The 19478-nt window shown below is 59.2% G+C and carries 14 protein-coding genes and 1 tRNA gene; 10 read left to right on the plus strand and 5 right to left on the minus strand.

The window, feature by feature from the left end:
* Positions 1–7: 7 nt before the first annotated feature.
* Positions 8–1006: a 4-hydroxy-3-methylbut-2-enyl diphosphate reductase gene (gene ispH / locus EMQ_RS14190; protein WP_010667404.1), complete on the minus strand. Its 999-nt coding sequence runs from the start codon at positions 1004–1006 to the stop codon at positions 8–10.
* A 337-nt stretch (positions 1007–1343) separates the two neighbouring features.
* Here ispH and EMQ_RS14195 point away from each other — a divergent pair, with 337 nt between their 5' ends.
* Together EMQ_RS14195 and EMQ_RS14200 are read left to right on the plus strand one after the other, a co-directional pair.
* Positions 1344–1973, plus strand: coding sequence for a hypothetical protein (locus EMQ_RS14195; protein WP_010667403.1), 630 nt, complete (start codon positions 1344–1346; stop codon positions 1971–1973).
* A gap of 179 nt (positions 1974–2152) precedes the next feature.
* Positions 2153–3691, plus strand: a complete 1539-nt coding sequence (locus tag EMQ_RS14200) for a gamma-glutamyltransferase (RefSeq protein WP_010667402.1) — start codon at positions 2153–2155, stop codon at positions 3689–3691.
* A gap of 609 nt (positions 3692–4300) precedes the next feature.
* Here the strand turns inward: EMQ_RS14200 and glnA are convergent.
* Together glnA and EMQ_RS14210 are read right to left on the minus strand one after the other, a co-directional pair.
* Entirely contained in the window at positions 4301–5746 is a 1446-nt protein-coding gene (glnA, locus tag EMQ_RS14205) for a type I glutamate--ammonia ligase (protein WP_010666747.1), read from the minus strand.
* A 162-nt stretch (positions 5747–5908) separates the two neighbouring features.
* Positions 5909–6247, minus strand: coding sequence for a P-II family nitrogen regulator (locus EMQ_RS14210; RefSeq protein WP_010666746.1), 339 nt, complete (start codon positions 6245–6247; stop codon positions 5909–5911).
* Between the two features lie 275 nt (positions 6248–6522).
* Between EMQ_RS14210 and EMQ_RS14215 the strand changes: the two genes are divergently transcribed.
* From EMQ_RS14215 to EMQ_RS14225, 3 genes are all read left to right on the plus strand, one after another.
* On the plus strand, positions 6523–7704 hold the full coding sequence (locus tag EMQ_RS14215; RefSeq protein ID WP_010666745.1) for an aminotransferase: 1182 nt from the start codon (positions 6523–6525) through the stop codon (positions 7702–7704).
* A 63-nt stretch (positions 7705–7767) separates the two neighbouring features.
* A tRNA-His gene (locus tag EMQ_RS14220) sits at positions 7768–7843 on the plus strand.
* 273 nt (positions 7844–8116) lie between these two features.
* A complete protein-coding gene (locus tag EMQ_RS14225) occupies positions 8117–9964 on the plus strand; it encodes a tetratricopeptide repeat protein (protein WP_010666744.1) in 1848 nt (615 codons plus the stop codon).
* 27 nt (positions 9965–9991) lie between these two features.
* On the opposite strand, the gene mazG is transcribed toward EMQ_RS14225, so the two are convergent.
* Both mazG and EMQ_RS14235 read right to left on the minus strand, forming a co-directional pair.
* The gene (gene mazG / locus EMQ_RS14230; protein ID WP_010666743.1) at positions 9992–10834 is read right to left on the minus strand and encodes a nucleoside triphosphate pyrophosphohydrolase; all 843 of its coding nucleotides are present in this window, start codon (positions 10832–10834) and stop codon (positions 9992–9994) included.
* Between the two features lie 163 nt (positions 10835–10997).
* Positions 10998–11366 carry a winged helix-turn-helix transcriptional regulator gene (locus tag EMQ_RS14235; RefSeq protein WP_010666742.1) on the minus strand — a complete coding sequence of 123 codons (369 nt, stop codon included), beginning with the start codon at positions 11364–11366 and terminating at the stop codon, positions 10998–11000.
* 122 nt (positions 11367–11488) lie between these two features.
* On the opposite strand from EMQ_RS14235, the gene EMQ_RS14240 reads away from it, so the two are divergent.
* The 5 genes from EMQ_RS14240 to EMQ_RS14260 all read left to right on the plus strand — a co-directional run bounded on the left by EMQ_RS14240 (position 11489) and on the right by EMQ_RS14260 (position 19466).
* Positions 11489–12514 (plus strand): zinc-dependent alcohol dehydrogenase family protein, encoded by a 1026-nt coding sequence (locus EMQ_RS14240; protein WP_010666741.1) that lies wholly within the window; start codon positions 11489–11491, stop codon positions 12512–12514.
* A gap of 74 nt (positions 12515–12588) precedes the next feature.
* Positions 12589–13416 (plus strand): endonuclease III, encoded by an 828-nt coding sequence (gene nth / locus EMQ_RS14245; RefSeq protein ID WP_010666740.1) that lies wholly within the window; start codon positions 12589–12591, stop codon positions 13414–13416.
* A gap of 239 nt (positions 13417–13655) precedes the next feature.
* Positions 13656–14825, plus strand: a complete 1170-nt coding sequence (locus EMQ_RS14250) for an efflux RND transporter periplasmic adaptor subunit (protein ID WP_231367915.1) — start codon at positions 13656–13658, stop codon at positions 14823–14825.
* The gene (locus EMQ_RS14255) at positions 14818–17931 is read left to right on the plus strand and encodes an efflux RND transporter permease subunit (RefSeq protein ID WP_010666738.1); all 3114 of its coding nucleotides are present in this window, start codon (positions 14818–14820) and stop codon (positions 17929–17931) included. Before EMQ_RS14250 ends, EMQ_RS14255 begins: the two co-directional genes overlap by 8 nt.
* Positions 17931–19466: an efflux transporter outer membrane subunit gene (locus EMQ_RS14260; RefSeq protein ID WP_010666737.1), complete on the plus strand. Its 1536-nt coding sequence runs from the start codon at positions 17931–17933 to the stop codon at positions 19464–19466. The genes EMQ_RS14255 and EMQ_RS14260 overlap by 1 nt, the downstream gene beginning before the upstream one ends.
* Positions 19467–19478 lie beyond the last annotated feature (12 nt).

Genomic DNA, 19478 nt, shown 5'->3' on the forward strand with positions numbered 1-19478 from the left:
CTTTGCGTTAGCCGAGCGGGGCGGGAAGGCGGAAGGTGACGTTCTCTTCCTTCACGGTGCGTTCGTCGATCTGCAGCGTGTAACGCTTGGCCAGTTCGTTGACCATTTCCTGCACCAATGCTTCCGGCGCGGATGCGCCTGCCGTAATGCCCAGCGTCTTCACGCCTTCCAGCACGGACCAGTCGAGAGCTGCCAGCTTGGGAACAAGCAGGGCGCGCTTGGTGCCGGAACGCTCCGCCACTTCGCGCAGACGCTGCGAGTTGGAAGAGTTGGGCGAACCGATGACGATGACCAGATCGCACTCGGGAGCGATGGCTTTCACGGCTTCCTGTCGGTTGGTCGTCGCGTAGCAGATGTCCTCGCGCTTCGGACCCTCGATCAGCGGGAAGCGGTCGCGGAGAATGTCCACGATTTCAGCCGTGTCGTCGACCGAGAGGGTGGTCTGCGTGATGAAAGCCAGACGCGTCGGGTCAGCAGGCTGCACCGTCCGGGCTTCTTCTGCGTCGTTGATGAGCGTCACTGCTCCCGGCGGCAGCTGCCCCATCGTGCCGATGACTTCCGGATGGCCGGCGTGACCGATCATCAGGATGTGGCGGCTGTCCGGTCCACCATTGGCGTAATGACGCTCGGCTTCACGGTGGACCTTGGACACCAGTGGGCAGGTCGCATCAAGGTAAAGCAGGTTGCGACGCACGGCTTCAGCCGGAACGGTCTTGGGAACGCCGTGAGCGGAAAAGACGACATGACCGTCGGCGGGGACCTCGTCGAGTTCCTCCACAAAGATCGCGCCTTTTTCCTCCAGTTCCTCCACCACGGTCCGGTTATGGACGATTTCGTGGCGCACATAGACTGGAGCGCCGTAAGCGCGGATGGCTTCCTCCACCACGCGGATGGCGCGGTCGACACCGGCGCAGAAGCCGCGCGGGCCAGCCAGGAGCACCTTCAGGGCGCGTGTCTGGTCCTGCGTTTCGGCAGGCTTCAGGGAGAGAGTGGACTGGTCGGGCATGGTGTTCCCCAAACATTCGGCGGGCGACATTACGGGGCAACCGGCAGAAGCACCGGCTGGCCACAGGATCGGTTTTGCCTCGCCCTACGCAAGACGGGCGCATCGCGCAAGCCGTATCGTGATAAAGAGCTATCCTTCCCTTATGACACAAAACCGGGCGTTTGCCCCATATCTCATGTGACTGTTTATTTTTTTGTGTATGATTTCAGGCAGGCCCGGTTTTCGTGGACGCATTTCTGGTCGATACTCGCCCAGTGATCTGTGCCCACTGCATGACGCCTCCGTGTGAGGGGAAATGTGGCGTCAGGTCGTGTAACTTGTCAGTCTGGATTGTCGCATGGCCCGGTCTCCGCTTGTGTTTCTGCATTCTTTTCGTTCGTTCGCGGTGCGTGATCATCTATCGAGTCGCGTGGGGTTCATGAAATGGGGCGTGACGGGGCTTGCTGCGCTGATGCTGCCTTTGGCGCTGACCGGCTGCACCGAGAGCGATGACAATGTTTTCGCCCCGAGTTGCCCGGAGATGCATATTCCCTCTGAGGTGGCGGATTATTACAACTACTCCGCCAAGGGGCCTTCATTCGATCATCTGGTGACTCATGCGAGTCTCAGCAGTCTGAGCGGCGACTGCATGTCGAGCGGACGCAAGAATCTGAGAACGCGGGTTGGCGTGCATATGGTGGTTCGCAAGGGACCGGCGGCTCCCGGAGAGACGATCACTCTGCCCTGGTTTGTCGCTGTGGTGCATAATGACAAGATCGTCGGGAAACACATTTTCGAGCAGAAAGTCACGTTCCCGGCCGGACAGGACGCCGTTGCCGTTGATACGCGGCTTGTCACCGTCGATCTGCCGATCAAACCCACCACAATAGAAAACGGCTATCGTTTTGAGGTCGGGTTTCAGCTCAACCACACACAGGTTGCTTATAACCGCGAGCACGGGGTGACGGCTTCTTTTGTATCGAAGTGAGCAATATGGCTTTGTTTCGGGAATATGACTTTGCCCCGGAGTAGGGAAAACCTCAGGCTGCCCCGTTGCCGCATTGCGGGAAGAAAGCTAACCAAGTCACAAGGCCATGTCCGGTCCCGGAAGGTGTCGGACAGATCAACAGTCATGATGGCCAACTGCAATAATGGAGTGTCTCTCGCGTGCGTGAACGTCCCGTAAGCTTTCGTTCTGTTTCGTGCGGCGAGACGCCTGTTGCGAAGGGCGCTGGTCGGAAGGTCGCGGTTGTCCGGCGGATCGGTCTTCTGTTGGCCATGACCGGCATGATGTCCGGCTGTTCGTGGATATTCGGAACCCCGTCCCAGAGCGAGTCCGACGAGCATCCTGTTCTTTCCCTGTATGGCACCGGATCGAAGATGCTGTCGGGTTACGTGGGTAATGTCGTTGCTGACGAGCCACATGCCGCATTGGCCGCGATGACCGTTCTGCAGCGCGGAGGGAACGCCGCCGATGCCGCTGCCGCGCTGGGTCTGGCGCTGTCAGTGACACTGCCTTCGCGTGCCTCTCTCGGCTCCGGTGGTGCCTGTGTGGCGTGGCGTCCCGAGGACCGTGGGGCCGGACGGGCTTTTCTGTTCATGCCGACGGGTGATGCGCCTGCTGACCCTGTGTCAGGGAGCAAGGGTCGGGTCGACAGGCCTGCTTCTATTCCCATGCTCGCACGCGGTCTTTTCCTGATGCAGTTGCGTTACGGTAGTGTGGATTTTGCCGAGACGACACAGCCAGCCATTACGCTGGCCCGAAACGGTATCGAAGTTGGTTCGCAGTTGGCTGCGGATCTGGCCGTGGTGCAGGCGCCGCTTCTGGCTGACGAGAGCGCACGTCGTATTTTCGGACGCTCTGATGGTACAGTGTTGAAGGCTGGAGATATCTTCAGTCAGCGTTATCTGACCGGCACGCTTGAGCGGATACGCTCAGCCGGTTCCGGTGATCTTTATACTGGTGCTCTGGCTCAGGTTCTGGTGGCGTCGAATGAAACAACCGGCGCAGGTCTGACCATGGTCGGGCTGCGTGGGGCCGTTCCCATCGAAACGACACCTCTGACCGCAACCATCGGCAATGTGAAAGTATCCTTTGTGCCGCCTCCTGCGGACGGTGGCTACGGTATGGCTGCTGCATGGAAAGCGGCTGAAAACGGCCAGACTGCTGGCAATACCGGCGCGCGGGCTGTTGCAGGCTGGCGTGCAACCGAAGGACGCGCTTCTGTTGCGACTTTGACTGCACATGCTCAGGCCCTGCTTGATTCCGGAAAAATGCCGGGAGGAAGCAGTCTGCCAAACCTGCCTGCCTCGACGTCCTTTGCTGTTGTGGACAGGAAGGGTGAGGCTGTCGTCTGTGCCGTTTCGATGAACAACCTGTTCGGCACTGGGCGTGTCGCAGGTTCGACAGGCATTGTTCTGGGTGCGTCAGCCGCCCATCGCCCGCGCCCGATCCTGCCGGCTGGTATCGCTCATCAGGATGGTGTGTTTCTCGCTGCGGCGACTGCATCCGGGCAGGCTGATGCTGCTGACGCTGCCGGCGCTGCGCTATCTGGCGCATTGGCGGGAGACATCAAGGCTACCACGGCTAATGGTCGTGCCAATGCGATTTCATGCCGCAACGGTCTGCCGGGTGGCAGCAATCACTGTTTCGGGTGGGTCGATCCGCGCGGTAGCGGGTATGCAACGGGCTCTGACAGAAACTGAAATTGACGGATCGTAGGGTAGGTTTTCGGAACATTTCTACAGAGTTCAGAAGCTCGATTGTGGAAATGTTCCCGTAGCTTTTTTGTAAGATGCTCACGTGTTTTACAAACATGAGGCAAGGCAGGGTGCTGCCTTTGTCCCCTTTATTTAACAGATTGGGATCAAAGGGACCGCGTTCCTTGGGGGGGGCGGGGCAAAGCCCTGAAAAGTCTTCCTGCAAAGCATTTAGGTTCTTTAAAAATTGTTCTGGAAGCCGTTGAGTTTTTGCAAAAATGACATCCTGTTGTTCTGTTTGCTCAGACGGATTTGAATGATCTGATTATTGATTAGAGTCTGCGCCTGTCCAGCACGTCATCTGTAACGGCCAAATAGTAAGTTGAAGCGTACGGCATGATCTTTGGTTTCGAATGAAACCTAAGGGACGATTTTTCTAAAAACTGGTGTTTCTTGAACGCTGACGATGATCTGTGTTCAACGCCCAGAGCAAATAGGCCCATGTCCGTTAATCGGATTGATGCGCTCGTTCCGAAAGCTCAGAACGCCTTACCTAACAAAAAACGCGGCCTGTTAAGGCCGCGTTCCTTGGAAGTCCAACTCTGTCTGAAAGGATCAGACGGAGTAGTACATTTCGAACTCAACCGGGTGCGGTGTGTGCTCGAAGCGATACACATCTTTCCACTTCAGCTCGATGTAGCTCTCGATCTGATCCTTGGTGAAGACGCCGCCGGCCAGCAGGAACTCATAATCAGCTTCCAGAGACTGGAGGGCTTCACGCAGCGAACCGGCAACCGTCGGGATCTGCTTCAGTTCTTCCGGTGGCAGGTCGTACAGATCCTTGTCCATGGCGTCGCCCGGGTGGATCTTGTTCTTGATGCCGTCCAGACCAGCCATCAGCATGGCTGAGAACGCCAGGTAAGGGTTGGCGGTCGGATCCGGGAAGCGAACCTCGACGCGCTTTGCCTTCGGGCTCGTCGCATACGGGATACGGCAGGAAGCGGAACGGTTGCGGGCGGAGTAAGCCAGCAGAACCGGAGCTTCGAAGCCCGGGATCAGACGCTTGTAGGAGTTGGTGGACGGGTTGGTGAATGCGTTCAGCGCCTTGGCGTGCTTGATGATGCCGCCGATGTAGTAGAGCGCCGTGTCGGACAGATCAGCATAACCGTTGCCAGCGAAGGTCGGCTTGCCGGCTTTCCAGATCGACTGGTGAACGTGCATGCCCGAGCCGTTGTCGCCATAAATCGGCTTCGGCATGAAGGTTGCCGTCTTGCCGTAGGAAACGGCGACGTTGTGGATACAGTATTTGTAGATCTGCATGAAGTCGGCCGAGCGGACCAGCGTGTCGAATTTCGTGCCGAGCTCATGCTGGGACTGTGCGACTTCATGGTGATGCTTTTCGATCGGCAGACCCATCTCGCCCATGGTCGTCAGCATCTCAGCGCGCAGGTCGCCTTCGCTGTCGACTGGAGCGCAGGGGAAGTAACCACCCTTCACGCCCGGACGGTGACCCAGATTGCCCTCAGGATATTCCTTCAGGGAAGCGCCGGGGCCTTCGATACTGTCGAGCTGATACTTGCCGTAGTTCGGGCCTGTGCCAAACTGCACGTTGTCGAAGATGAAGAACTCTGCTTCCGGACCAAAGAAGGCGGTGTCGCCAAGGCCGGTGGACTGCAGATACTGCTCGGCGCGCTTGGCGGTTGAACGTGGATCACGGTTGTAGAGCTGGCCCGTTGCCGGGTCGATGATATCGCAGATCAGGATCAGTTGCGGCTTCGCGGAGAACGGGTCCATGACGGCTGTCGTCGGGTCGGGCAGCAGCACCATGTCGCTTTCATTGATGGCTTTCCAGCCACCAATGGAGGAACCGTCAAACATGAAACCTTCTGTGAAGGTGTCTTCTTCGATCGTCGTAATATACTGCGTGGTGTGATGCCACGTTCCGCGAGGATCGGTGAAGCGCAAGTCGACCAGTTCGACTGAGTTTTCGTTAATAAGCTCAAAAACCCGGGCTACTGCTTCCGACGACGCCTTGGTCGAACCGGTTTCTTTTTTCGCCATTAGTGCCTCTACCTGCCTGTTAGCGCCGCCAGAGCGGCCTCCAGATTTGCGGTCCGTCATTCCATCCCGTGGATGATCAGATCGATACCGCACCGAAACTTTTGTGTCCTATGCCGGACGTCCTAGCAAGACGGAAAAAGCATCCATCTTGCGGATTGTCCATCAGATGGCGTCTCCGCCGCGTTCGCCTGTGCGAATACGGACTGCGTCATCGACCGGGATGATGAAAATCTTGCCATCTCCGATTCGTCCGGTGCGTGCTGCATTGGAAATCGCCTCTACCGCCCGTTCCGCCAGATCATCGGGGCAGACGACTTCGATTTTCATCTTGGGAAGAAAATCAACGATATATTCCGCGCCACGATACAGTTCGGTGTGCCCTTTCTGGCGTCCGAACCCCTTCGCTTCGATTACGGTAATACCTTGAAGACCGAGTTCGTGAAGGGCGTCCTTCACCTCGTCAAGTTTGAAGGGCTTGATGATGGCCTCGATCTTCTTCATGTCCCTGTCGTCACACCAATTTCTGTTGCGGCCAAGCTTCTAGCATGTGAACGGCAGCGATTGAACTGCGGTTCAGGCAGAACAGTTGCACGGGTTTGGCCTGCGGGCAATCGGCTTGACACCGAAATAATCCCGCCGCAGGGCCGTTCAGCGCGGATTGTTGACGGACACCCGAACGCTGGGCTTATTTCCAGTCCCCTCATGCCCTCAGTGTCGTGAGGCTCATACCGCAGAGAACGCCTCCTTCTTTTCATCAGTCAGGCCCGGGGGTCACCGTGAAGCCATTGAATCATCAGTTGACGCAGTTGCCCACGACCATCTTCACGGTCATGTCGGCATTGGCCTCAGAACATGGCGCGATCAATCTGGGGCAGGGATTCCCTGACACGGAAGGTCCGGCCCATCTGACTGAAGTGGCGGCGCAGGCGCTTCAGGACGGACGCAATCAGTACGCGCCCCTGACGGGTCTGCCGGAACTGCGTGAAGCCGTCGCGCGGTCGAACGCTCGTTTCTATGGACTGCAGATCGATCCGGCCCGTGAAGTGATTGTGACGTCCGGCGCGACGGAAGGGCTGGCCTCTTCTCTCGCGGCCCTGCTGAATCCCGGTGATGAGGTGGTGGTCATTGAGCCAGCCTATGACACCTATCTTCCCATGATCAGGCTTCTGGGCGCTGTCCCGAAGCTGGTGCGCCTGACGCCCCCGGAATGGTCTCTGCCTCGCGATGAACTGGCAGCCGCCTTCGGGCCGAAAACCAAGGCGATCATCCTGAACTCGCCAATGAACCCGGTAGGGAAGGTCTTTTCTGAGGATGAGTTACAGTTCATCGCAGGACTGGTCGCACAGCATGACGCCTATGCACTGTGTGATGAGGTTTATGAGCATCTGACTTTCGGCGCACGCCATGTTCCATTGATGACCCTGCCGGGAATGCGCGAACGCTGCGTCCGGATCGGGAGTGCTGGAAAAAGCTTTTCAATGACGGGCTGGAAGGTCGGCTACATTACTGCTCCTGCTGCTCTGGCTGCTGTTATTGCCAAGGCTCACCAGAATCTCGCTTTTTCCACGGCACCGAATCTGCAACGCGCTGTCGCTGTCGGGCTGGATCAGGATACTGCCTACTTTGAGACTCTGGCGTCCGACATGCAGCTACGGCGGGATATTCTGGCGTCAGGCCTCAGGGAGATGGGTTTTTCCGTGCTTCCCTGTGACGGAACCTATTTCCTGACAGCGAATATTCGCGGGGTCGGAGAATTGATGACCGGTGCCGAAACCGATCTGGAATGGAGTCGACGTATGACGGTTGAAGCCGGAGTAACGGTTATTCCTGTTTCGGCATTCTATGATGGAGCCTTGCCGGGCGCGCCTTCCCATCTGGTTCGCTTTGCATTCTGCAAGAAGCCCATCATTCTGGAGCAGGCTCTTACGCGTCTGCGGGACCGCATCAGCCGAGGATAGAAAATAGCAATTTTGCTATTGACGGGGTGCCCCGCAATTCTCTATTAGCAGGCCCGCTGTGTGGCGGACGTAGCTCAGTTGGTAGAGCGCCGGTTTGTGGTACCGGTTGTCGCGGGTTCAATCCCCGTCGTTCGCCCCAGCATTTTCATAAAAAATCAAAGTGTTAAGTGAAGTTATCCCTTATGCATTTTAGGGATATATGCACTTTCGACGTCTGGCGCATTTCCGGCTTGGACGATTCCGCATCAAAGGAATCTAAGGAGTTGGGCTATCCTAAAGCACAGTTCTGGCGCAGCGGGCCCAGAACCGGTTCGCCATCTGTCTGAGCAAGCCTGTTTCACGCTTTTCCTTCGCTCGAAACAGTGCAGCAAACCTGTTACACGCATAGTTGTCTGTTTCCGTGGAGGCCCCATTGAAGGATCACGCCCCGACTTCCTTCGATATGGCGGAAGAAGCTTCCTACGACGAACTGAAAGCCCGATTAGCTGAGAAACCCGGCGATCCACTTCTTCTGCATGGTATTGCGAAAGCGGCCTTCGTACAGGGGCGGTTTGATCAGGCCGTCGGTTATGCGGGACTGGCGGTCAGAACCGATCCTCGTGCTGAATTTCATGTCACGCTTGGACTGGCGCTTCTCAGGCTCGGCCATGTCGAAGCCGCTTTAGGTGCGCTCAGGGTCGCCGTGCTGACGGACCCAAGCAATCCTTCAGCACAACTGGCTTTGTCTGAAGTCTGCGAGGCGGCTGGACAGCTTGTCGAAGCCGAGGCTGCTCTCCGTATGGCGCTGGATCTGCGGCCTCTGGAAGCGGGTTATCCGCTGGTCCTGTCGCAGTTTCTGGCCCGGCATGGCTACGCTACCGAAGCGCTGACCATGGCGCGCCGTGCCACACGGCTGGCCGCTGACGATGACGTCACAACGCGGCAGCATGAAGCGACACTCCTCAATGCAACTGGCGATCATGCCGCAGCCGAAAAGCGGTTTGCAGAAATATGCGCCCTTCGTCCCACTGACCCGGCTGCATGGGCCAATCATGGCGCCATGCTGTTTGAACTGGGTCGTCTGGACGAAGCCTGCACTGCGCTGGAAGAGGCGACAGTGCTTGGCCTACCCACAGCCGAGACACTGACCAATCTTGGTCTTGTGCATATGGCGCTTGGCTACCTTGATGAAGCGGAAAAGGATTTTTCCAAAGCGATTGCGCTGCGGCCGGGTGATCTTCGCGTCATTCTTAATCAGGCGACGCTGCTGAATGATCTGGGACGGCGTGAGGAAGCGGCGGATCTGTTTCGGCAGGTCATGCAGAACGCGCCCGGCACAGTGGATGCGGTAAGAGCGCGTTTCAATCTGGCCACTGTGGAACTGGCGGAAGGCCAATTTCCTGAAGGTTGGCATGATTTCGAGGCTCGGCGTCTTCTGCTTCAGCCGCTTCCTCGGTCTGATCTCCCTGACTGGGATGGCAGCCCGTCTGAAGAACCGGTCCTGCTGTGCGGCGAACAGGGTTTGGGTGATTACATCCAGTTTCTGCGTTTTGTGCCAATGGCGGCGGAGCGTGCGCCCATCCGTCTGCTGGTACCGGACAGTCTGGCTACGCTGGTCGAACAGTCTGTGGTGCTGCCCATCTGGAAGCAGATTCATGAAAGTGGTAGGCTGAAACTAATTACTTCAGCCAGTGACAAAATCGTGGTGGCGAAAGCCTCGCTTCTGAGCCTGCTCTCTCTTCTGGGCGTAGGGCGACCTTCGGAGGCAGTACCTTATCTTCGTGCCACGCCGTCTCTCGTTTTGCAGAACACGCAACTGCCACGCATCGGTCTGTGCTGGTCGGGTAATCCGGGTTACCGCTTTGATGGCCGACGTTCGATTGCGCCGAACCAGTTGGAACCCCTTCTGGAAATTGACGGCATACAGTGGGTTTCCCTGAACAGAGGTCAGGCACCATCAGGTTTTGAACCCCTGCCGGAAGACGGTGATATGGCCGCGACTGCCGCCAGAATCAGCACGCTTGATCTGGTGATTTCCGTCGATACGGCCATCGCGCATCTTGCGGGTGCGATGGGAGCGCCGCTGTGGCTCCTGAACCGCTTCGGTGGTGACTGGCGCTGGGCGGAGGGCAACTGGGACCAGCAGACGGGCCGTCATCTCTGGTATCCACAGGCGCGGCTATTTGCTCAGGAAACGGCGGACAGACCGGAGATCGCCTGGAGGGAGCCAGTTGCCAGAGCGGCGGAGGCGCTGCGGTCTTTCATCGCCAGCCGCGCGTAGTAATCATCCAGAAAAGCGAATGATGTATCAGGATTTTTCCTGCTTCTTGACCTCGTTCCAGACTGCATCAAGCTTTTCCACATCACACTCAGCCGGTGTCAGACCTTTCAGGGCGAGCAGGCTCTCGACGGCTTCAAAACGACGGGTAAACTTGCCGTTGGCCTGACGCAGGCAGGCTTCCGGATCGAGATCAAGCCTGCGAGCCAGACTGGCGACGGAAAAGAGCAGATCGCCCACCTCATCCTGAAGAGCCGCCTTGTCTCCGGACGCGATTTCCGCTTCCACTTCGGCCAGTTCCTCATGCACCTTGGCGACAACCCCCCCGACATCCGGCCAGTCGAACCCGACACGCGCCGCACGGGATGCCAGCTTGCTGGCGCGGAGCAGGGCAGGGAGCGCCAGCGGAATGCCCGCCAGTGCGCCATGTTCGGAACGCTTCTGCCGTTCCTGCTCCTTGTTCTGCTCCCACTGCGCGGTCAGAGCGGCCTTATCGTCGCCGATATCCTGCGCCTCTCCAAACACATGCGGATGACGGCGCACCATCTTGTCGGCAATACGACGCGTTACCTCGGCGAAGTCGAAACGCTCCTTTTCCTCGGCAATCCGGGACTGGAACACGACCTGCAACAGAAGATCACCGAGTTCATCCGCCGTCTCGTCCCACGCTTCCCGCTCGATGGCGTCAGCAACCTCGTAGGCTTCCTCGATCGCGTAAGGTGCTACGGTTGCAGGCGTCTGCTGCACATCCCATGCACATCCTGTCTCCGGATCACGCAGTTGCGCCATGATCTGAATAAGGCGTTCCAGTTCATGGCCTGCATCGGCAACGGAGGCGTCCATGAAAGAGTCTGAGGGGAAGGATTTGCTCATGGTGTGCTCCGTGGGTGCGGTGGTTTGGATCGTTTCAGGAGCGGCAAGAGTATCGGAAAGTGGGTCGGACTGACAGTGAGGTGTCGGTTATCGTCTCTTCCTCGACGATACACGGCGATGAGCATGTTTCCTAAACCAGACCTGCCTTGCGATCGTTGAACGGCTATGCATCGGACGCCTTAGCTGCGCGTCTCAGATCAGCCCAGTCCAGCAGGGCCATGAAGACCGGACCGAGCGCTTTGCCAATGTCCGTCAGGCCATATTCGACTTTAGGCGGAACCTGCGCGTGGACCGTGCGAAAAATGACTTTTTCCTGCTCCAGCGCACGAAGCTGCTGGATCAGCATTTTCTGAGAGATATCCGGAATAGCTCTCTGGAGATCTGAAAAACGCATGACCGGCCCCTCAAAAAGCCAGGCCAGAATCATCATCTTCCATCGGCCTTCGAGAATGCGAAGAGCGCACTGCATATCGGCGGCCGAGCGCGAACGAGGACGTGCATTGTAGATGGTTTTCGTATCTGAATCCGGCATGGTTACCTTTTGGTATGTATTGAACTTTTTTGTGCGTTCTTGTCACGATGACAGCACCATAGCACAGAGAAAGGCGCAACTGCGGTCCCGGCTGCACTCCCTGGCTGAAGGAAACATCTGCCATGACCATGCGCGCCTGGCGCTTCGACGCACTCTCTTCTCTCAGTGACCTTTCCGTGCACAGTGAGCCGATGCCCGCACCTCAGCGCGGCGAAGTTCTTGTAAAGGTGCGCGCTGTTTCGCTGAACTATCGTGATATCGCCCCCATTCTCGGTCGCTATGTCTGGCCAGCGAAGCCTGGGCTTATCCCATGCAGCGATGCTGCGGGGGAAATCGTCAGTGTCGGCGAAGGCGTGACGGTTTTCCGCCCGGGAGATCGGGTTGTCAGCAGCTTTCATGCCCGCTGGCTGGGCGGCAGACCGCCTGCCGGCTTGATGCTGGAAAGTTATGGCACCGGTTCGGACGGCTGGCTGACTGAATACAAGGTTGTCTCACAGGAAGCCGTGGTACCGCTGCCAGGGAATGTCTCGTTTGAAGACGGAGCTACTCTTCCCTGTGCGGCCGTGACGGCCTGGAACGCGCTCTCGGGCAGTACCCCCATGCGAGCCGGACAGACTGTCCTGACCCTTGGAACCGGTGGAGTTTCGATGTTTGCAGTGCAGCTTGCCAAAGTCGTGGGAACGACCGTGATCTCGACGACGTCCAGTGCGGAAAAGGCCAAACGGCTGAAGGCACTGGGAGCGGATCATATTGTCAGTTACAAGGATATTCCGAACTGGGGCCGATACATCAAGGATGACATCACCAGTGGAACAGGCGTGGACTGTGTCGTTGAAGTCGGTGGTCCTGCGACGATCAATCAGTCTCTCGATGCTGTTCGCTGGGGCGGGGAAGTTGTGCTGGTCGGCTTCCTGAGCAGTGACAATCCGGGAATTGACTATTTCCATCTCAAAGGTAGCGGTGCAGTCGTCCGTTCTGTCGCCGTGGGAGATCGGCCGATGCTGGAAGACCTTGTGCGTGCATGGACCGCGTCCGGCCTGAAGCCTGTGATCGACAGTGTGTTTCCCTTTGCCCACGCGCGGGAAGCATTTGACCATCTCATGGCTGGTGGGCATGTCGGGAAAATCGTCATTACCCTCTCGGATTGACCGACACGATGGTGGCTCTGCCATATTGCTCCGACCGCATGACGGCTGTTCTGGCGTGATCTTGGTAGTCTGGTGTGGGGCCGGTTGCACGTTCGGATGAACCGCAGTCGGACTGTCAGCTTCCCCGCTTTGACGAACTGCTCATTCTATCGAATAACACCCCCATGCCCTCCACTCGTTCCAAGAAAACCACACCAGCCGCCAAAGCAGACACATCCCGTCTCCCCAACGGCACCGCCATCGCTCCCCGTGATATGACAAAGCCGGAAATCACCCGCTTTCTGGCCGATCTGGCGAAGACATGGCCGGATGCGGAAACCGAGCTTGTTTTCAGCTCGCCCTATCAGCTTCTCGTCGCTACGGCGCTGGCGGCGCAGGCGACGGACAGTTCGGTCAACAAGGCGACGCCCGCGCTGTTTGCGGTTGCCCCCGGCCCGAAAGAAATGGTGGTGCTCGGCGAGGAAGCGGTCGGCGAATATATCAAGACCATCGGCCTGTGGCGGAACAAGGCGAAGAACATCGTCGCCCTGTCGCGTGATCTGCTTGCCCACCACAATGGTGAAGTGCCTGCGGACCGTGACGCTCTGGAAGCACTGCCCGGGGTCGGTCGCAAGACGGCGAATGTCATTCTGAACGTCGCCTACGGACTTCCGGCCATGCCGGTCGATACGCATTGCTATCGGCTGGCCAACCGGACGGGACTGGCGCGGGGGAAGACGGTTCTGGATGTGGAGAACGCGCTGGAAGCGCGTATCCCGCGTGAGCTGCTGCGGGACTCGCATCACTGGCTGATCCTGCAGGGACGGTATGTCTGCAAGGCCCGGCGGCCCGAGTGCTGGCGCTGCGGGGCGACGAAGGACTGCCTTTATCCTGAAAAGGAAATGATCGCGCCAAAAAGATAGGGCGGACTGTCCGCGTTCATCAGAAAACCACGATCGTCATGCAAATGTAATTGTTGTTGCGGTCATGATCCGGGGCTAAAGACCGCTCGCCCGTTGCGCTGCCTGCTCCTGTGTTCTAGGTGCAGGGACGCATTCTCAGGCAGGTCGCTGGCCATTGCATCAGAGAATTTGCCGCCGCCCGCTGTTCCGTTCTCTGGTTTATCCTTTGGTTCATAATGAAGACTCATGACCCCTGTATCGTGCGGTTCAAGGTCGCTCTTTCGGCGGTCGGTTCTGTCTTCGGCTCGCCTGTCCGGAACGCACAGCCATTGATGCGTAGGGTCGGGTGCGCCGCCGCATTGCTGTGCATGGGCGTGCTGACGGTTTGTTCGGCGCATGCGGATGGACAGGCACCCGTGCAGCACAGGGCGGATGGGAAGATCGTGGTGCCGGAAGGCTCGCCGGTGGACAGGCGTCTGGCGGTCTCGGCGGTCAGTGTCAGTCACTGGAACCGTGGCACGACCGCTCCCGGTGTCATCGTGGCGGAACCGGCCCGAAATGTAACGGTCTTTGCGCCTGCGACCGGAAGGGTGCTCGATGTCGCCGTCCGGGTGGGTGAGCACGTCGATGTCGGTGACGAAATTGCCCATATCCTCTCTGCTGACGCAGCGCAGGCATCTGCCGACGAACTGAAGGCGCAGGCAGCACTCGATCTCGCCAGTCGGATGCTCCGCCGTGCGCAGGGCGTGCTGGCGGCCGGAGGCGAGGCGGTCAAGGATGTGGAGACCGCAAAGACCGGCTACGCTCAGGCGCAGGCCGAAGAGCAACGCGCCCGCACGCATCTTGAATCCCTCTCCACCAGCGTCAATGCGGGCGGCGTCATCACGCTGCGTTCGCCGATCGAGGGGGCGGTCGGGAGCGTCAACACTACGGCGGGCATGAACGTGGTGGATCTGACGCAGCCGCTGGCGGTAGTGACCAACATCGCCGAGGTCTGGGCCGTCGCCAGTGTTCCCGAGCGCGATATCCGCAACGTGGAACTCGGACAGGCCGTCAATCTGACTCTTCCGGCTTTCCCCGGACAGATCTTCCATTCCGCCGTGTCCGGTATCGAGCCGATCATGCAGGCCGACACGCAGGTGCTGATGGTGCGTGTCATTCTGCAGAATCTGGATCGCAAGCTGCACCCGAACATGTATGCCAACATGACGGTCATGGCGCCGCAGCCGGAAACCATCTCCGTGCCGCAGTCGGCGCTGGTCATGAACAATGATCAGGTGACAGTGTTCGTGGAAAAATCCACGCATGTGTTCGAGCGCCAGATCGTGCAGGTGATCTATGACGACGGCGCTCTTTGCCGCGTGACCTCGGGACTGGCTCCGGGAGACCGTATCGTGACCACCGGCGCGGTCCTGCTCAACGATGATTAACGCCATCATCGCGGGATGCCTGCGTCAGCGTAAGCTCGTTTTTCTGGGTGCGTTCATTCTGGCTATCGCCGGGCTTTTCGCATGGCGCAACATCGCCATCGAAGCCTATCCCGATCTCGGCGCGGCGACCGTGCAGGTCTCGACACAGGTGCCCGGTCTGGCCGCCGAGGAGATCGAGCAGCAGATCACCATTCCGCTCGAACGGCAGCTCGCCAGCACGCCGGGGATCGTGGACACGCGCTCCAGCAGCACCTTCGGATTGTCCCTGATCACGCTGATCTTCAAGGACGGCACGGACGTCTATTTCGCCCGGCAGCGCGTGACCGAACAGCTGGCGCAGGTCTCCGTGCCCTATGGAGCGACACCGGGTCTTGGCCCTGTCACCGGACCATCCGGCGAGATCTATCGCTACACGTTGGAGTCCGACCGCGCCAACCTGATGCAGCTTTCGGATATCCAGCGCTGGATCGTCATGCCGGCGCTCCAGCAGATTCCGGGCATCGCGGCGGTTAACAATTTCGGCGGCTTCACCAAGGAGTATCAGCTCGTCCTCAATCCCGGCGCGTTGCAGCGTTACGGCATTGGTCTGAACGACGTCATCACGGCGATGCAGAATAACAACGCCAACGCCGGAGGAGGTCGTGTCACGCGCGGCGACCAGTCCTATGTGGTGCGCGGCTCCGGGCTTGTGCGCACACTGGACGACATGGGCGAGATTGCTGTCAACCAGCACCATGGCGTGCCGATCCTGCTGAACGATCTGGGGCGTCTCCAGATGGGGCATCAGGTGCGGGAAGGCATTCTAGGTAAGGATTCCAACCCGGACACGATCGAGGGGATCGTGACGATGCTCAGCGGTCAGAACGCCTCGCTGGTGCTGCAAAAGGTTCATGCTCAGGTGAAGCTGTTGCAGAAGCAGCTTGATCCGCTGGGCGTGAAGATCGTTCCCTATATCGACCGCGACACGCTGGTGAATGCGACCACCGACAAGGTGATGGACACCGTCTTCAAGGGCGTTCTGCTGGTGGTCGTGGTGCTGCTGGTGTTCCTCGGCAGTCCGCGCAGCGCGCTGGTGGCGGCGGTGACCATCCCGCTGGCGCTGGCGATGGTCTTCGTGATCATGGATCTGGCGGGGATGCCCGCGAACCTGTTTTCACTGGGCGCCATCGATTTCGGCGTGGTGGTGGACGGGGCCATCGTGGTGACGGAAGCGATCCTGCGCATCCGCGAAGAGCGACCGACGCAGAAGATCCAGATGAAGGATATTCTCGGAGTCACCAACCATATCGGACGGTCGATCCTGTTCTCGACGCTGATCATCATCGTGGCCTACAGCCCGCTGTTCGCGTTCGACGGGGCGGAAGGCAAGCTGTTCCGTCCGATGGCGTTTACGGTCAGTTTCGCGCTGTTCGGCGCGTTGCTCAGCGCCACGATGCTTACGCCTGCTCTCGCGTGGCTGGCCATGCGCAACCCGCACCGGCTGTTTCACAACCGACCGCTCGAATGGCTGCACCATCAGTATATCCACTGGCTGCGGCATATCGTGGACCGGCCGTTTCTGGCCTATCTCGGGGGTGGGGCGGCCTTTGCTCTGGTGATCGTGCTGGGGCTGAGCACCGGACGCGAGTTTCTGCCGGAACTGGATGAGGGTGCTCTGTGGCTGCAGGTGGGGCTGCCGTCCGGTATCTCGCTCGACAAGGCCAGCGCCATGGCGAGCGAAATCCGCAAGGCAGTGAAGGAGTTTCCCGAAACCTCCTACGCCATCACACAGCTTGGGCGGAATGATTCCGGCACGGACCCTTGGACGCCGTCTCATATTGAAATGCCGGTGGGGCTGAAGCCCTACAACACGTGGCCTTCCGGCGAGAACAAGGCGCAGTTCGAGCGCCGTCTGCGCGACCGGTTGCGGCAGATCCCCGGCATCAGCTTCGATATCAGCCAGCCGATTGAAGACGGCATGAATGACCTTGTCGGTGGCGCTCACTCACCGCTGGTGCTGCGTGTTTATGGTCAGGATTTCAGAGAGTTGCGACGAATCGGCGACGAGATCGTGCGTATTCTGCATGCCGTTCCCGGCACACGCGACGCTTCGATCTTTCAGGGACCGGAAATTCCGGAGCTTGCCATTACGGTGGATCGACCGGCCATCGCCCGCTACGGGGTTTCGGTCGCCGATGTGATGGCGGTGATCCAGAACGGCATCGGCGATGCGCCTGTCACGCAGGTCTATGTCGGCGATCGCACCTACAATATGACCGTGCGGTTCCAGCCGGACGAGACGGCCAACCTTCAGAAGCTGGGGCACCTGCCTCTGACCGGCACCTCTGGTGACCACATCCCGCTCGAAGCGCTGGCGAAAATCAGGCTGGGAACGGGCGAGAGCAATATTGCGCACGAATATAACCGGCGTCAGATCACCATCCGCGTAAACAATGGTGACCGGCCTCTGTCGCAGTATCTGACGGATGCCCAGACCCATATCGATCGTGAAGTCCATTTCGACACCACGAAATATCGTCTGGAATGGGCGGGAACCTTCCAGCAGCAGCAGCGGGCGCAGGCGCGTCTGAGCGTGGCGCTGGCCATCATGTTCGCCGTGATGCTGATGCTTCTGTTCGGCGAATTCCGCCTGTTCCGTCAGGCTGTGCTGGTGCTGGCCGTCGTGCCTCTGGCTACGCTGGGCGGCCTGATCGCTCTGCATGTGCGCGGAGAGACCCTGAACGTCGCCACGGTGGTCGGCTTCATCGCGCTGTTCGGCGTGGCGATCCAGAACGGAATCATCATGATTTCCAACATTAATCGCCTGCGCTCGGAGGGGAATTCTCTGCGTGACGCCGTGCTGGAAGGGGCTGGCGAGCGGTTCCGTCCCGTTCTGATGACGGCGACGGTCGCCTCCGTGGGCATGCTGCCCGCCGCGATAGCAACCGGCATCGGCACGGACGTGCAGCGCGGTCTGGCGACGGTCGTGGTGGGTGGACTGGGGATCGCCACCATCCTCACCCTGTTCATTCTGCCGACCTATTACGCCGAGATGGAAGCCATGTTCGAACGGCGTCGTCAGAGCCGGATGAATGCGCTTCAGAATGGTGACGGGGGAGACCAGTAATGAAGCGGTGTGGTCTTTCCAGAAGCTTGCCGCATTATGTGTGCGTCTCTTCCAGCGTCCTGATACTGGCGGGCTGTGCGATCGGTCCGGACTTTCATCGGCCCGCTGCGCCTGTCACGTCTTACGTTCAGGGCGGGCTGCCGAAGAGCAGCGGTGGTCGGGCCGGAGCGCAGTCGGCGCAGGATGGCGATCAGCTATTCCGGCCCGGCGCGGACATTCCGGCTGACTGGTGGCGGCTGTTCCATTATCCGGAACTCGATCAGCTTCTGAAACGCGTTCTGGCCCGCAATCCGTCTCTGGAGGCTGCGAAACAGTCGCTCTATGCCGCCCAGCAGGACAAGCTGGCTTCGGAAAGCGCGCTGTATCCGTCGGTCAGCGGCTACTTCAATCCGGCCCGTTTCAAGACCTCGCGGGCCTATTCCAATGTGCCGAAGGCCAGTTCGTGGCTTTACAATATGCACACGGCGCAGCTGAACATTTCCTATTCGCCGGACCTGTGGGGCGGTGTGCGCCGTCAGGTCGAGGCCGCCGCCGCCGAACGGGAGGCGCAGAAATACCAGCTTGAGGCGGCGTGGCTTACGCTGACGAGTTCCGCTGTGGATGCGGCGATTTCCTATGCGATGGTTCGTGAGGAAATTGCTGTCACCAATGTGCTGATCAGCCAGCAGGAGGGGGTGCTGCATTCCATGGAGATGCAGCAGAAGCTGGGCAATGTGTCGATGGCCGATCTGGCGCAGCAGCAGACGCTTCTGGCGCAGACCCGTGCGACATTGCCGATTCTCCGCCAGACGCTGGACGCCCTGCATGACGAGATCGCGGCGCTGGCCAATGATCCGCCGGATCAGCCGACCCCTGAGTTCGAACTGGCCCGCTTTACGCTGCCTGCCGAACTGCCTGTCAGTCTGCCCGCGCAGCTCATCAACCAGCGGCCTGACATAAAAACAGCAGAAGCCTATTATCACGTTGCCTGCGCGCATGTGGGCGTGGCGATCGCCAACCGTCTGCCGAATGTGCAGTTGGGATTCTCGCCGGGCTTTGCGGCTGCGACCATCGCGCAGATGGCGGCACCGGGTTTTGGGCAGTGGGAACTGGCCGCCATGCTGAGCCAGCCGCTTTTTGACGGGTTTGAGTTGCAGCATCAGGAAACCGGAGCGCGTCGCCGTTACGATGAAGCGGCGGCTCAGTATCGGTCAACCATCTCCACGGCGGTTGAGGACGTTGCGGATAGCCTGAATGCTGTCCACAATGATTCCGAGATGCTGATCCAGACAGAGAACGCGGCGCAGGCAGCAACGAGAAGCGCCGGCATCTCACAGGCCCAGTTGCGTCTGGGAGATGTCAGCCGGGTGACGATGCTGAATGCGCAACAGGCCGAATTGCAGGCGAAACTGGCTTTGGCGCAGGCGCAGGGCGCGAGGCTCTCCGATACGGTTGGGTTGTTTCAATCGCTGGGCGGTGGCTGGTGGAACCGCGTAGATGATCCGGCGAACCAGCGGAAAGCTGGAGGGAAACAGAAAGCGCAGCAAAAGGGCTGAGGCTATTTTAGA

Source organism: Acetobacter aceti NBRC 14818, assembly GCF_000193495.2.
GTDB lineage: Bacteria > Pseudomonadota > Alphaproteobacteria > Acetobacterales > Acetobacteraceae > Acetobacter > Acetobacter aceti.

Coding starts and splice junctions, on each gene's coding strand:
- mazG (WP_010666743.1), bottom strand. CDS start 10,834: ATGAGCAAATCCTTCCCCTCAGACTCTTTCATGGACGCCTCCGTTGCC.
- EMQ_RS14260 (WP_010666737.1), top strand. CDS start 17,931: ATGAAGCGGTGTGGTCTTTCCAGAAGCTTGCCGCATTATGTGTGCGTC.
- glnA (WP_010666747.1), bottom strand. CDS start 5,746: ATGGCGAAAAAAGAAACCGGTTCGACCAAGGCGTCGTCGGAAGCAGTA.
- EMQ_RS14255 (WP_010666738.1), top strand. CDS start 14,818: ATGATTAACGCCATCATCGCGGGATGCCTGCGTCAGCGTAAGCTCGTT.
- EMQ_RS14240 (WP_010666741.1), top strand. CDS start 11,489: ATGACCATGCGCGCCTGGCGCTTCGACGCACTCTCTTCTCTCAGTGAC.
- EMQ_RS14235 (WP_010666742.1), bottom strand. CDS start 11,366: ATGCCGGATTCAGATACGAAAACCATCTACAATGCACGTCCTCGTTCG.
- EMQ_RS14195 (WP_010667403.1), top strand. CDS start 1,344: ATGGCCCGGTCTCCGCTTGTGTTTCTGCATTCTTTTCGTTCGTTCGCG.
- EMQ_RS14210 (WP_010666746.1), bottom strand. CDS start 6,247: ATGAAGAAGATCGAGGCCATCATCAAGCCCTTCAAACTTGACGAGGTG.
- ispH (WP_010667404.1), bottom strand. CDS start 1,006: ATGCCCGACCAGTCCACTCTCTCCCTGAAGCCTGCCGAAACGCAGGAC.